This window comes from Ruegeria sp. AD91A (assembly GCF_003443535.1).
Classification (GTDB): Bacteria; Pseudomonadota; Alphaproteobacteria; order Rhodobacterales; family Rhodobacteraceae; genus Ruegeria.
Window position 1 is genome coordinate 1,181,167 of the sequence record NZ_CP031946.1, and the last position, 14,703, is coordinate 1,195,869.

11 protein-coding genes are annotated in these 14,703 nt (G+C 57.3%); 6 read left to right on the forward strand and 5 right to left on the reverse strand.

What is annotated here, in order from left to right; all coding sequences use genetic code 11:
* Window positions 1–46: 46 nt before the first annotated feature.
* Entirely contained in the window at window positions 47–3,466 is a 3,420-nt protein-coding gene (locus D1823_RS05980; RefSeq protein ID WP_117869055.1) for an indolepyruvate ferredoxin oxidoreductase family protein, read from the reverse strand.
* A 169-nt stretch (window positions 3,467–3,635) separates the two neighbouring features.
* Here D1823_RS05980 and D1823_RS05985 point away from each other — a divergent pair, with 169 nt between their 5' ends.
* The 5 genes from D1823_RS05985 (at window position 3,636) to grxD (ending at window position 10,388) form a co-directional block, all read left to right on the forward strand.
* A complete protein-coding gene (locus D1823_RS05985; RefSeq protein WP_117869056.1) occupies window positions 3,636–4,544 on the forward strand; it encodes a LysR family transcriptional regulator in 909 nt (302 codons plus the stop codon).
* Window positions 4,545–4,814: 270 nt separating this feature from the next.
* Window positions 4,815–7,061: a mechanosensitive ion channel family protein gene (locus D1823_RS05990; protein ID WP_117872767.1), complete on the forward strand. Its 2,247-nt coding sequence runs from the start codon at window positions 4,815–4,817 to the stop codon at window positions 7,059–7,061.
* A 180-nt stretch (window positions 7,062–7,241) separates the two neighbouring features.
* Window positions 7,242–9,401, forward strand: coding sequence for a phosphoribosylformylglycinamidine synthase subunit PurL (gene purL / locus D1823_RS05995; protein ID WP_117869057.1), 2,160 nt, complete (start codon window positions 7,242–7,244; stop codon window positions 9,399–9,401).
* A gap of 135 nt (window positions 9,402–9,536) precedes the next feature.
* Window positions 9,537–9,773 carry a BolA/IbaG family iron-sulfur metabolism protein gene (locus tag D1823_RS06000; protein WP_117869058.1) on the forward strand — a complete coding sequence of 79 codons (237 nt, stop codon included), beginning with the start codon at window positions 9,537–9,539 and terminating at the stop codon, window positions 9,771–9,773.
* Window positions 9,774–10,025: 252 nt separating this feature from the next.
* A complete protein-coding gene (gene grxD, locus D1823_RS06010; RefSeq protein WP_117869060.1) occupies window positions 10,026–10,388 on the forward strand; it encodes a Grx4 family monothiol glutaredoxin in 363 nt (120 codons plus the stop codon).
* A 6-nt stretch (window positions 10,389–10,394) separates the two neighbouring features.
* On the opposite strand, the gene D1823_RS06015 is transcribed toward grxD, so the two are convergent.
* Genes D1823_RS06015 through D1823_RS06025 form a run of 3 tightly spaced genes read right to left on the reverse strand, consistent with a single transcriptional unit; the run spans window position 10,395 to window position 11,988 of the window.
* On the reverse strand, window positions 10,395–10,742 hold the full coding sequence (locus D1823_RS06015; protein ID WP_117869061.1) for an MliC family protein: 348 nt from the start codon (window positions 10,740–10,742) through the stop codon (window positions 10,395–10,397).
* A complete protein-coding gene (locus D1823_RS06020) occupies window positions 10,739–11,134 on the reverse strand; it encodes a cell division protein ZapA (protein ID WP_117869062.1) in 396 nt (131 codons plus the stop codon). The genes D1823_RS06015 and D1823_RS06020 overlap by 4 nt, the downstream gene beginning before the upstream one ends.
* Entirely contained in the window at window positions 11,134–11,988 is an 855-nt protein-coding gene (locus D1823_RS06025; protein ID WP_117869063.1) for a hypothetical protein, read from the reverse strand. Before D1823_RS06025 ends, D1823_RS06020 begins: the two co-directional genes overlap by 1 nt.
* 236 nt (window positions 11,989–12,224) lie before the next feature.
* Here D1823_RS06025 and tkt point away from each other — a divergent pair, with 236 nt between their 5' ends.
* Entirely contained in the window at window positions 12,225–14,249 is a 2,025-nt protein-coding gene (tkt, locus tag D1823_RS06030; RefSeq protein WP_117872768.1) for a transketolase, read from the forward strand.
* A gap of 45 nt (window positions 14,250–14,294) precedes the next feature.
* Here the strand turns inward: tkt and D1823_RS06035 are convergent, their stop codons facing one another.
* Window positions 14,295–14,702: a hypothetical protein gene (locus D1823_RS06035; protein WP_117869064.1), complete on the reverse strand. Its 408-nt coding sequence runs from the start codon at window positions 14,700–14,702 to the stop codon at window positions 14,295–14,297.
* Between the last annotated feature and the right edge of the window lies 1 nt (window position 14,703).

The window sequence follows — 14,703 nt, forward strand, 5'->3', positions numbered from 1 at the left end:
TGCAAGCAGCAGTTTTGACCAGCTATCGTGACACCCAAGTGACGATTTACTCCGCTGCGGCCTGTAATTCAGGCCCACCGCTGCGGATGGATGCCAGCAGGTCCTCTCTCCGCTTGGCAGCTTTGGCCTCATTTTCCCGCAGTACCGGCCCAAATCCGCGGATATCCAGCGGTAAGCGGGCCAAAGCGGAAATCGCATCACGCGTCTCCTGCGACACCAGGGGCAAAACTTCGCGCATGTCCTTTTCATACTGGCGGATCAGGGCGCGTTCCATCTTGCGTTCGGATGAATACCCGAAAATGTCCAGAGGCGTCCCGCGCAACGCTTTCAGTTTGGTCAACAGTTTCAACGCAGTCATGATGGATTCGCTGAACGCACGCTTTTTTGGCCTGCCGTTGCTGCCCGATCCTCCGAATATCGGCGGGGCCAGATGGAAGGTCATCTTGAAGTCACCATCAAACTCTGCCGCCGCCTTTTCCCGACTGGTCAGCAGAAGGCGCGCAACTTCGTACTCGTCCTTGTACGACAACAGCTTGTGATAGCCTTTTGCCACCGCTTCGCGTACATCCGCGTCCTCTACACTGTCCACCAGCTTGCGGTACCGCTTGGCCAGCCGTGCACCTTGATAGTCCGTCAGGTGCTGCGCACGGAACGCAGTGATTTGGTCCAGTGACTTGGGCATTTCAGCCAGGGTTGGGGAAAGGATGGATTGTACTTCGTCTGGATGCAGAACCGCCCAACGGCCGACATCAAACGCGCGCTTGTTGCGTTCGACTGCTGCGCCGTTCAACTCAATGGCCTCAAATATCGCCTGATGGCTGACCGGCAACAATCCGCGCTGCCAGGTCGCGCCGAAGATCATCATGTTGGAATATATTGAATCCCCCATCACTGCGCGCGCCAGTTCGGTCGCATCAAACAGAGAGACATCTTCTTTCAACCGCGCTTGCAGGGCCAGTTCCAGCTGATCCGTCGGAATGCTGAACTCGGTATCACGCGTGAAGTCGCCAGTCACCGTTTCATGACTGTTCACGACGGCACCCGTACGTCCGGTACGCGTCAGGCCCAACGTTTTTGCGCCGGCCGAGACCACCAGATCACCGCCGATCAGTGCATGGGCCTCGCCAGTGGCGACACGTATCGCGCTGATGTCCTCGGGGCGGTTGGCCAATCTGCAGTGGATGTGAACTGCGCCGCCTTTCTGCGCCAGGCCCGCCATTTCCATCATGCCCGCGCCTTTTCCGTCAATCTGCGCAGCCTGCGCCAGGATGGCGCCAATGGTGACGACACCCGTACCGCCAACACCGGTAATCACGACGTTGTGCGTGCCGGTGATCTTCGGCAGATCCGGTTTTGGCAGATCCGGCAGATCGATTTCGGTCGTCGCCTCCTTGCGAATTTTCGCGCCCTCAAGCGTCACAAAAGACGGGCAGAAACCGTTCAAGCATGAAAAATCCTTGTTGCAGCTTGATTGATCAATGGCACGCTTGCGACCCAGTTCAGTTTGCTGGGGAACGATCGAAACGCAGTTTGACTGTACGCCGCAATCACCACAGCCTTCGCATACATCGGTGTTGATGAACACCCGCTTGTCGGGGTCGGGGAATGTACCGCGCTTGCGGCGGCGGCGCTTTTCGGCGGCGCAGGTTTGAACATAAACGATGACCGAAACACCCTCGATCTCGCGAAACTTCTCCTGCACCTGCATGAGGTCGGCTCGCTCGAATGTCTGAACGCTGGCGGGCAAAGCCTTGAAGTTGACGTCTTCCTTTTCGTCAAAAACCAGAGCCACCTCTCGGACACCCATTGCCTTGACCTCGGCAACAATCCGTTCGGCAGTCAGGTCACCTTCATTGTCCTGCCCGCCGGTCATGGCGACCGCGTCGTTGAACAGGATCTTGAAGGTGATGTTGGTACCTGCGGACAACGCCGCCCGGATCGCCTGAACGCCCGAATGGTTGTACGTGCCATCGCCAAGGTTCTGGAACACATGCTTGGTTGTCGAAAACGGTGCCTCGCCGATCCAGTTCGCGCCTTCCCCGCCCATTTGCGTGAATCCGGTCGTCTCGCGATCCATCCATTGTACCATGTAGTGACAGCCGATGCCGGCATAGGCGCGGCTGCCATCCGGCACCTTGGTCGAACTGTTGTGTGGACAGCCGGAACAGAAATACGGAAGCCGTGTCGCAATTTCCTGCGCGTTGTCAGCCCGGCGCGCTTCTGACAAAGACGCCAGCCCGGCCCGGATACCATCAGTCCCGCGCCCCTCTTCAATCAGGATTTCGCCCAGCTTTTCAGCTATCATGATCGGGTCAAGGGCACCCCGCGTCGGGAACAGTTCTTCCCGGTGCAACGTCCCGGCACCGCCTTTGTACCAGCCATAGACCCGGCGTCCGCGCCGGTCGTCAAAGATGGCCTCCTTGACCTGAACCTCGATCAGCTTGCGCTTTTCTTCGACGATCACGATCAGGTCCAGCCCCTCGGCCCAGTCGTGGAAACCGGCCATATCCAGCGGGAAAGTCTGCCCCACCTTGTAGGTGGTAATGCCCAGACGCTCGGCCTCAGCTTCGTCAATATTCAGAAGCGAAAGTGCATGTGTCAGGTCCAGCCAGTTCTTGCCTGCCGCGACAAAGCCTATCTTGGCGCCGGGTTTACCCCACATCCGCCTGTCCAGCTTGTTGGCGTGTGAAAACGTCTCGGCCGCGAACCTCTTGTAGTCGATAACGCGCGTTTCCTGCAGATGCGGCGTGTCCCCCAATCGAATGTTCAATCCGCCATCCGGCATATCGAATTCAGGGATGACCACCTGCATTCGGTCCGGACTGCCATCCACGACCGAGGTGACTTCGATCGTGTCCTTCATCGTCTTCAGGCCGACCCAGACACCCGCGAAACGGCTGAGTGCAAATCCATAAATTCCATAATCGAGGATTTCCTGAACGCCAGCAGGGCTGACGATAGGCATATACATGTCGACCAGCGACCATTCCGACTGATGCAGCACCGTCGAGCTTTCGCCGGTATGGTCATCACCCATCGCCATGAGCACACCGCCATGTTTGGCTGTACCCGCCATGTTTGCGTGGCGCATGACGTCACCGGATCGGTCAACGCCCGGACCCTTGCCATACCAAAGCCCGAATACCCCATCGAACTTGCTGTCGCCGCGCAGACCCGCCTGCTGGCTGCCCCAAAGTGCGGTGGCTGCCAGATCTTCGTTCAAACCGAACTGAAACGTGACGTCGCTTTCGGCCAACAGCTTCTGGGCCCGCATCATTTGCTGATCTACGGCCCCCAAAGGAGACCCGCGGTATCCAGTGACCAATCCCGCGGTGTTAAGACCCACTTGCCGGTCTCTGGCCTTTTGCATCAGCATCAAGCGCACAAGCGCCTGTGTTCCGTTCAGAAGAACGGGGTTTTTCTCAAGATCGAACCGGTCGTTCAGCGTTATCTGTGGCTGGCTCATCAGACGTCTCCCCTCGTCAGATCAGTGTGCATTACTTAGGTTCATTTTAGGTCATAATTTCTGACCTGTATAGAATTTATCCACTGATATGTAACGATTTCGTCCTTTGAATGTAGAACTTGTTACCTATTTCATATAGGGCTTCTGAAAGATAACGAAAGTTGCGGCGATGGATTGGGACAAGCTTAGAATATTTCACGCGGTGGCAGATGCCGGCAGCCTCACGCACGCCGGAGACAAGCTTAATCTGTCTCAATCCGCCGTAAGCCGACAGATCCGTGCACTGGAAGAGTCGCTGGATGCCACTCTTTTCCACCGTCATGCCCGGGGGCTGATTCTTACTGAACAGGGTGAATTGCTGTTCGACGCCACATCCGCCATGTCCAAACGGCTTGATGCCGCTGCTGCGCGTATTCGGGACAGCGAAGAAGAGGTCTTTGGTGTCTTGCGGGTCACGACGACTTTCGGGTTCGGAACACTCTGGTTAGCCCCGCGCCTGCCCAAGCTGTACGAGCAATACCCTGATCTGAACATCGACCTGATGCTTGAAGAACGCGTTCTTGACCTGCCAATGCGCGAGGCCGACGTCGCCATCCGCATGAAAGAACCAAGCCAGGCTGATCTGGTGCGCAAACGTCTGATGACAGTTCAGATGATGTTGTATGCGACCCAGGACTATATCGAGACCCATGGCGGCATGCTGCAATCACTGGACGAGATCAAGGACCACCGTCTGATCTGTCAGACCCCTGCGGCACCGCAGGTTGGAGCCAGTGCATCCATGGTGCGCCACCTGATGACCTATAATCCCGGCTCCTTGCTGACGGTGAACAACTATTTTGGCGTGCTTCAGGGCGTATTGCACAATCTGGGTATCGGTGTCCTGCCCGACTATGTCACGCAGGATTTTCCGCACCTTGTGCCCATCCTGTCAGACATCGAAACTGCAGATGTCCCGGTCTACTTGGCCTACCCGGAAGAATTACGGCACTCAAAACGCGTTGGCGCGTTCCGAGATTTCGTGCAGGACGAAATCATCGCGCAGCGCAAACAGCTGAAACAGATGGGAAAACTGTAGCTATGCGCATGCAGCATATCGGACATGAAGAGATCACAGGGTTAATTATCTTGAACGTTCACAAACTGACCCCTAAATGAGCACTCGAAGGCGGTGATGCTGAAACGCTCATCATCTTCATACCTCCCTGTTGGACTACGGCCGAGCTTATAGCTCGGCCTTTTTTTTGCCCAGGGCATTACATTAAACCAGCGAAAGCTCTGGGAAAAAAACACGCATAGGCATATGATCGCAAAAAAACGATACAATTTCGTGTTTGAGGGAAAATACATGTTCCACCTACCCCGCCTCGTTTTGGCGATCATCTCCGCATTATTCTTGGCGGTGCCGCTATACGCACAAGACACCGGTTCAACTTCTACCGTGACCATTCCGGAAGACCTGACACCCGAACAGGTCGACGATCTGGTCGCGCGTATGTCCGATGACCAGGTTCGCGCCATTCTATTGGAACGCCTTGATGCCGTGGCGGAAAAACAAGCCGCCGAGAAGGCGAACGTAGAAGACCCGTTGACGGAAATAAGCGATATCTGGGCAGAGATGGTCACGTCTTGGACTCATGTTCTGACCACCGTTCCCAACATTGTCACGGCACAGATAACCGCGTTCAGCAATTTTAGTGACACGTTCGGAACGACAGGTGTCTTTACTCTGTTCGGGCTTGTCCTCTCAGTGCTTGTTGTCGGGTTTATTGCTGAAAAGCTGTTTATATTCCTGACCCGCCGCTGGCATGAGGCAACCGAAGCGGCGGACGAGGCCGACCTTTGGGGCGCCGTCAGCTACCTGTTTCGTCGGTTCTGCCGGGAAATCGCCGGGCTGATCGTATTCTATGTCGTGATACGCGCGGTCGGCCGCGGCCTTCTGACAACGGAACAGATCACCTATGCCGCTCCGTTTGTATTTTATCTAATCTGGGTGCCGCGTTTGGGTGCAGCGGCGTCACGCTTTGTTCTGGCACCGGAGAAACCTCAATTCCGGTTGGTCAATATAGACGACCACTGGGCAAAGTACCTGCATCGCAACCTGATCGGATTGTTGATCCTGATCGGGTTCACGCTGTTCGTCGTTCGGTTCAACGCGCTTAATGGCATCACGGGTGACGATACCCGCATTGGCTTCTGGCTGAACGCCGCAATTCACATCTATATCGCCGTAATCGCCTGGACTGCTCGCGAAGGGCTTTCGCAAATGATGCTGGGGACGGACCCGGATCATACGAAGTTCGATGAAGAAGTTGCGCATTATTATCCCTATTTTGCCATCGGCGTTTCGGTGGCGATCTGGCTGCTGGTTGAGTTTCTGGTCGCACAGCGCGACCCATCGACATTGAGGTTGCTGACCAACGGTGCACATTTCACAACCTTGTTCTGGTTGCTGATCGTCCCCGCGCTTGACACGCTGATCCGTGGTTTGGTGCGGCATTTGCAACCCCCCATGTCGGGCGAAGGCCCTCTTGCCGAACGCGCCTACCGTTCTGCGAAACGCAGCTATATCCGGATTGGTCGCGTTATCGCGGGCCTGGTCGTGGTTTTCATGATCGCACGCGCGTGGCACCTTGACCTGCGCAATGTCGCCTCAGCCGGTGTTGGTGCCGAAGTCGGCGGTGCTGTGATTGAGTTCCTGCTGATCATCGCCGTTGGCTATATCCTGAACGAGGTCGTCTCGTTGTGGATCAACCGTCGATTGGCAAGGGAACAAACTGCGGCCGAGGAGCTAGACGAAGAAGCAGGCGGTGAAGGCGGCGGTGCCGGTGGATCTCGTCTGGCGACCGTTTTGCCCCTGATGCGGATAACGGCCCAGATCACAATTGCCGTGATTTTTGGCCTGCTGGCACTGGGTGCATTAGGCATCAACATCACGCCGCTGCTGGCCGGTGCCGGTGTTCTGGGCCTGGCTATCGGCTTTGGCGCGCAGAAGCTGGTCGCTGATATCGTGGGCGGGGTATTCTTCCTGATCGACGATGCCTTCCGCGTAGGAGAATATGTCGACGTCGGCGGCACGATGGGAACGGTCGAGAAGATCTCGGTTCGCTCAATGCAGCTGCGTCACCATCGAGGTGCCGTGCATACGATACCGTATGGTGAGATTCAGAAGCTGACAAACTTCAGCCGTGACTGGGTTATCATGAAGCTGAAATTCACCGTGCCGTTTGATACCGACCCCAACAAGGTCAAGAAGATCTTCAAGAAGATCGGTGCCGAGATGATGGCCGACGAGACCCACAAGGATGGCTTCCTGCAACCCTTCAAATCGCAGGGCGTGTTCGACTTTGACGATGTCGGCATGATCATCCGCGGCAAGTTCATGGCCAAGCCCGGAAAACAATTCACACTGCGCAAGGAAATCTTCAACCGGGTCAAGGCAGCCTTCAAGGAAAACGGCATCGACTTTGCCCGCCGTGAGGTGCGTGTTGCGATGCCGGGGCAGGAAGAAGCCGAAAACCTGACCCCGGAACAGAAGGCCGCTGTAGGTGCCGCAGCCGCAGCTCAACTCAACAAAGACCAGGGGTCAGCGTAACCTTCGCGGTTTACGCCTTCGATTTGCGCCAGTACTGCGGTGCATTTCTTCGGAACCGGCAGTGATGCCGGTTCCGTTTTTCTTTGAAAGAAGCAACCTGCGCCGTCTTGACCCTTTCCACACGCGCGCGCTTGCCCTACAAGGCGCGCAATCTCGGCCCACTTGGACACAGGACAGAAGATGCAAGAGCCCGCCATCACACCCGATCTGATTGCTGCACATGGGCTCAAGCCCGAGGAATACGACATGATCCTCGAGATCATCGGGCGTGAACCTACTTTCACCGAGCTTGGCATTTTCTCGGCCATGTGGAACGAACACTGTTCCTACAAGTCTTCGAAGAAATGGTTGCGCACCCTGCCCACCTCTGGGCCTCAGGTGATTTGCGGCCCGGGTGAGAACGCAGGTGTGGTCGATATCGGCGACGGTCAGGCTGTGGTCTTCAAGATGGAAAGCCACAATCACCCGTCTTACATCGAACCTTATCAGGGTGCTGCGACCGGCGTGGGGGGCATCCTGCGCGACGTCTTCACGATGGGCGCACGCCCCATCGCGTCCATGAACGCTTTGTCCTTTGGCGAACCCGGCCATCACAAGACCCGCCAACTGGTCAATGGTGTGGTCGAAGGGATTGGCGGCTACGGAAACTGCTTTGGCGTGCCTTGCGTCGGTGGCGAAGTCCGCTTCCACCCTGCCTACAACGGTAACTGCCTGGTGAACGCATTTGCAGCCGGTCTGGCCGACAGTGACAAGATCTTCTACTCGGCTGCCTCGGGCGTAGGTATGCCCGTCGTCTACCTAGGTGCAAAAACCGGTCGCGACGGCGTGGGCGGCGCAACCATGGCATCCGCCGAGTTCGACGACACCATCGAAGAAAAGCGCCCCACCGTGCAGGTCGGCGACCCCTTCACCGAAAAACGCCTGATGGAGGCGACGCTGGAACTGATGCGGACCGGTGCGGTGATCTCGATCCAGGATATGGGCGCGGCGGGCCTGACCTGTTCCGCCGTTGAAATGGGCGACAAGGGCGGCCTTGGCGTGCGTCTTGATCTGGAAAATGTCCCCCAGCGCGAAGAAAACATGACAGCCTATGAGATGATGCTGTCCGAGTCCCAGGAGCGTATGCTGATGGTCCTCAAGCCTGAGCTTGAGGCCGAGGCCCGCGCCGTCTTCGAAAAATGGGATCTTGATTTCGCAATCGTTGGCGAAACGATTGCCGAAGACCGCTTCCTGATCATGCATAACGGCGAAGTCAAAGCCGATCTGGTTCTGTCCAAACTGTCTTCTACCGCGCCGGAATACGACCGCCCATGGGAGCCTACGCCAGAGGCAGAGGAACTGGCCGAAGTGCCTCAGATCGACCCAATTGACGGGCTGCGCGCTCTGCTCGCTTCGCCCAACTACGCAGGCAAGCAGTGGGTCTATGAACAGTACGACACCATGGTGATGGCGGATTCCGTCCGTACGCCGGGTCTGGGTGCGGGCATGGTTCGCGTCCACGGTACCGACAAGGTGCTTGCCTTCACATCCGACGTGACCCCGCGCTATGTGCGCGCAAACCCTTTTGAGGGCGGCAAACAAGCCGTGGCCGAAGCCTATCGCAACCTGACCGCCGTTGGCGCAAAGCCGCTGGCCACCACGGACAACCTGAACTTCGGCAACCCCGAAAAGCCCGAGATCATGGGCCAGTTTGTCGGTGCCATTCAGGGCATCGGCGCCGCCGTTGACGCGTTGGATATGCCGATCGTGTCGGGCAACGTGTCTCTATACAATGAGACCGACGGGCAGGCCATTCTACCAACCCCCACCATTGGTGCAGTCGGCCTGTTGCAGCACTCGGACGAGGTCATCGGCAACGAGGTGCGCGAAGGTCATGTCGCGCTGGTGATAGGTGAAACCAAGGGGCATCTGGGTCAGTCCGCCCTGTTGGCAGAGGTCTTCAACCGCGAAGACGGCGATGCACCTCATGTCGATCTGGATGCCGAAAAGCGCAACGGTGATTTCATCCGCGCCAACCGCGAAATGATCAAGGCCTGCACCGACCTCAGCGATGGCGGTATCGCTCAGGCTGCCTTCGAACTGGCGGAAGCCGCAGGCGTTGGCGTGTGTCTGGACGATGCGCCGACTGAGTTCCTGTTCGGTGAAGATCAGGCCCGCTATCTTGTTGCGTGCAATTTCGATCAGGCCGAGGCATTGATGATTGCTGCCGGTCAGACCGGCGTTCCGCTGAATGCGGTTGGTCGTTTCACCGGCGAGACGGTCAAGATCGGCAGCTCGGAAGCCTCGCTTGATGAACTTGCCGCAGTTTACCGCAACAGCTTTGCCGAGGCCGTAGCCTGACAACGCCACACGAAAACCAATGGAAACCCGCGCTGTTATCCCGTGGGGGTTTCGTTGTTATTGCATGTGCCAGCGCCCTTGCACGGCCGGTTCATGCGCTCTACATCTTGGGAAAGATCTTCTGGAGTTACCTACATGCCGATGAGCGCCCACGAAATCGAACACCTGCTGCGCGAAGCCTTTCCTGATGCCGAGATTCAGGTCGGTGGCCAGGACGGTGTTCATATGTCTGCCATGGTGGTGGACGAAAGCTTTCGCGGAAAGAACCGGGTACAACAGCAGCGTGCCGTTTATGCCGCGCTGAAAGGCAAGATGGATGGCCCGGATGGTGAGTTGCACGCGCTGGCCCTGACCACCAAAGTGCCGGAGTAAAATGGAACATGCGATTGTAATCTCAATTGCGGTCACTGTCTTTGTCGTGCTTGTCGCGCTATTGGCTTGGAGCCGATCCAAAAACGAACCGCAACCAAAGCGCGGATCGCATCCTGGGATAGGTTATCGTACAATCCACGCAAACTATGATTCAGGCGGGCCTGGCGGAGGGCATTCCACGCAATATCGTGTCCCAAAAGACCCTCAAGACTACGCCAAAGCTATGATGCCGAAGAGCAAAGGAAACGCAAAATGACCGACGTAAAAACCCAGATCGACGAAACCGTCAAAGCCAATGACGTGGTGCTGTACATGAAAGGCACCAAGGAAATGCCTCAATGTGGCTTCTCGTCCCGTGTTGCCGGTGTTCTGAACTACATGGGTGTTGAATACACCGACGTGAACGTACTGGCCGACGAAGACGTGCGTCAGGGCATCAAGGACTATTCCGACTGGCCGACCGTGCCGCAGCTGTATGTCAAGGGCGAATTCGTAGGCGGTTGCGACATCATCACCGAAATGACCCTGTCCGGCGAACTGGACACGTTGTTTGAAGAAAACGGTGTCGGCTACAACAAGGAAGCAGCCGACAAAATCCGCGAAGCAAACGCGTAATCCGACCTACCGGCTGGAACAGTCCTGATAAATCACCTGCTCATTGGCGGCGCCTGCCGCCAAATAGCTGATTGCCGCGTTCCAGCCTTTTGACCGCAGGATATAGGTTCCTTGATCTCCAACGGATTCGTAGCGGATGCCCGACCCGCTTTCGACCTGGCGCATCGCAACCAGAGTGTTGTCCACCATCGTCGCCGCCGCGCCTGATCCGTCAAGCGCGTTGAAATAGGTCACCGGCAACGGAACTCCGTTCTCACAGGTAAATGTAACGGACAGAATGTCGATTTCGGCGAGTGCAGCTGTTGCCGGGAAAACAAGCAAAGCACCGCAGAAGAGATTGCGCAGGTTCGTCATTGTGCCGTTTTCTCCTCAACCACCGAAGCCAGCGCTTCTGCACGTGCCGCCAGCTCTGCCAGCGTATCCGTGACGGAAGGCGGGACGACCGCGACTTCAATGCGCTCGGGTTCCGGCGCAGGCGCATTTCGCAGCGATTGAAGCTCGGCCTCGGCCTCGGCCAGCTTGGCCTCTAACGCCTTTACCTTGTCTTCCGTTGCCGCTGTCTTGTCAGCCAGCAGCAGACCGGCCATCAGCAACATGCGCGCTTCCGGCATCCGCCCGATCTGATCGGACAAAACCTGCGCTTCGTCATCCAGCATCTTGGCAGCAGCGTGCAGAAAGGGCTCTTCCCCGTCCCGGCAGGACACATCAAAACCGCGCCCGCCGATATGAATGGTTACCTCCGGCATTACTCTACCTCACCTTCAACAAGTTTCGCCTGCGACAACAGAGGTTCCAAACGTGCCAGCACGGCCTGTGCTTCGGCGGCGTCCGAAGCCTGCGCGGCACGTGTCGCCTCCAACTCGGCGACGGTGGCGCGGTTCAGCAATTCAGCATCCGTCAGCCCTTCTGCCGCCGCAGAGCGCAATTCTTCGACCGAATTCCGCAACTGCTCGTTCGCCTTGCGCATACGTTGCAGATCGTCATCAAGGCGGGACATTGCAGCACCATGGCTGGCCCTCTCGGCCCGCAGCATCTCAAGCTCTGCGCTCAGTTCATTGACCCGCTCGGTATCTTCAAGCTCTGCCTTGAGGCGGCTGTTTTCCGCTTCAACTTCTTTTGCCTGAGCAAGCAATTCACGCATTTGCTCAAGCTCGGCCTTCAACGCGGAAGGATCTCCGATTCCGTCAAGCTCTGCGCGCATCCTTTCGTTCTCGGACTTCAACGCTTCCAGTTCGGCACTGTTGTCCAACGCAGCCTTGGCCTCGGCCAGCTCGGCACGGGCCGCTTCAACAGACGTGATTTTTGCCCTGGCTTCTTCCAGCTCAGCGCGCAACGCATCCGTTTCGTCAGAGTCGGCTGGGGCTGTCCTCAACTCCTCCAGATCGGCACGCAACTCGTCCACTTGCTGTTCGTGCTGCTCTTTCAGGGTCTTCAGGCGCTCCTGAAGCTGTGCATTGGCGACTCTTTCGTCTTCAAGTTCGGCCTGAAGCCTCTCATCCGCCCCGGTATTCCGGGACGCATCGCCCATTGCTTCGACGCCCGCGCTGATACGGTCCATCGCAGCTACAATGCGGTGTTGTAATTCCTCTATCTGGCTCATGCCCCTGTCACCTCTTTATCAAGGTTCATTCTGTCGCGAAGTGATCCGAATCAAAATCGAATCCCGCTTGTTGACAGTCTAACGGAATGCGACAGAAAATACCCACTGTTTGGTTTCAACCACTTGGGCCGCACTCTTCACCCGCCCAGTGCGATCAAGGCCCGGTTCCGCTTGCACTTTGGGTGCTGAATGGTATTGAGCCCGCAATCTGCTTTTTATCCAAAGGAACAACGCCCGTGGACCTGACTGCGCTGCGCAAAGCCAACCCCGAACACTGGGACAAAGCTGCGGCAATCCGCACCCTGACCCTTGACGCCGTCGCCGCCGCAAATTCCGGCCATTCCGGCATGCCCATGGGCATGGCCGATGTTGCGACCGTTCTATTCGAAAAGCACCTTAAATTTGATGCCTCCGCCCCGAACTGGCCGGACCGTGACCGGTTCATCCTGTCGGCTGGCCATGGTTCGATGCTGGTCTATTCGCTGCTCTATCTCACCGGTCATGCCGATGTAACGCTGGAAGAGATCAAGAACTTCCGCCAGTTGGGCGCCAAGACCGCGGGTCACCCCGAAAACTTTTTGATCAACGGTGTTGAAACCACAACCGGCCCGCTTGGTCAGGGCATTTCCAACGCGGTGGGCTTTGCCATGGCCGAGGAAATCCAGCGCGCGCATTACGGCAAGAAAGTCGTGGATCACTATACTTACGTGATCGCGGGCGACGGCTGCCTGATGGAAGGTGTCAGTCAGGAAGCGATCACGTTGGCCGGCCGCCATGAGCTGAGCAAACTGATCGTCTTCTGGGACAACAACAACATCACCATCGACGGCACTGTCGATATTGCGGATCGCACCGATCAGGTCCGCCGTTTCGCGGCCTCGGGCTGGCATGTGATCGAAATCGACGGCCACGACCCCAAGGCCATCGATGCAGCCATCGTTCAGGCGAAGAAGTCGAACAAACCAACCATGATCGCCTGTGAAACCCACATCGCTCTGGGTCATGCTGCACAGGACACCTCGAAAGGTCATGGGGCACTGACAGATCAGGATCAGCTGGAAGCCGCGAAAGAGGCCTATGGCTGGCCCCACGGCGCTTTCGAAGTTCCTGGCAACGTCAAATCCGCTTGGAAAGCCATTGGTGCACGTGGCACAGTCGAGCGTGCCGCTTGGGAAGAACGTTTCGCGCAACTGTCCGAGCGCAAGCAGGCCGAGTTCAACCGCGCCTATGCGTTTGAGGCCCCCAAGCGACTGGCTGGTGCCATTCGTGCGTTCAAAAAGCAGATGTCCGAAGAACAGCCGAAACTGGCCACCCGCGCCTCTTCTGAGAAGGTTCTGAACGTTGTGAACCCAATCATGATCGAGACCATTGGTGGTTCGGCTGACCTGACCGGATCGAATAACACCAAGTCGGCTGATATGGGTGTCTTCCTGCCGGAAAACCGCAAGGGTCGCTATATTCACTACGGTATCCGCGAGCACGGCATGGCCGCAGCGATGAACGGTATGGCCCTGCACGGTGGCATCCGCCCCTATGGCGGTACGTTCATGGCCTTCACCGATTATGCCCGCCCATCGATGCGTCTTGCGGCACTGATGAAGATCCCGTCGGTTTTCGTGATGACCCACGACTCGATCGGTCTGGGCGAAGACGGCCCAACACACCAGCCGGTGGAACATCTGGCCATCTCGCGCGCGACGCCGAACACCTATGTGTTCCGCCCCGCCGATACGATCGAAACCGCCGAAGCCTGGGAACTGGCGTTGACCTTCAAAGACAGTCCTTCGGTGCTGTCGCTGACCCGCCAGGGTGTGCCGACCGTGCGCAAGGATCACAAGACCAAGAACCTGACCGCGCAAGGCGCCTATGTTCTGGCCGAGGCCGAGGGCAAGCGTCAGGCGATCCTGATTGCAACAGGTTCAGAGGTTTCGCTGGCAATGGAAGCCAAGGCGATGCTCGAGGCCGAAGGCATCGGCACCCGCGTCGTCTCCATGCCCTGCATGGAGCTGTTCGCACAGCAGGACGAAGCCTATCGCAAGCGCGTGCTGCCCGCCGGTCCGGTTCGCGTCGGCATCGAGGCCGCCGTGCGCGCCGGTGGCTGGGATCGCTGGCTGTTGGGCGAGCGTGGCCGCGAAGCCAAGGCAGGCTTTATCGGCATGTCCAGCTTTGGCGCCTCGGCCCCTGCCGGTGAGCTGTACAAGCATTTCGGCATCACAGCCGAAGCAACCGTTGCCAAAGTCAAGGAACTTCTGGGACTGTGAGACAGGCCCACCTGATCGAGCAAAGGGCGGCCTTGGCCGCCCTTTTCAATTGGGTTCAGCGTTAACCCGAAGTGCAAGTTCTTCGTAGGCTTTCAGAGCGTAATCCAAACGCAACTCATACCGTCCTTGCACCACCACTTTCTCAGGGGCTTGCAAACCGAGGCAAGACAACGCCTGGCGAAGATGTGTTCCGGACAGCGGAACATAGGTGGCCGATTGTCCCACCAAAGCGTTGTAGAAGCGTCCCCCGAACCAATTACTACGCTTCTGCGCCGTGAACGCAGTATCAATACGAAAATGCAAGAAACCATACAGATCAGTTTCATCGAATGGGACTTCGTCGGCCGCAACACTCAAAGCAGATAGAAATGAAGCTCCGCCGGTTGATCCGCGCTTACCGACTTGCCGAACCAGAGGGCCATCAATCATCGCGGCCAGACGATAACGGGTCAAC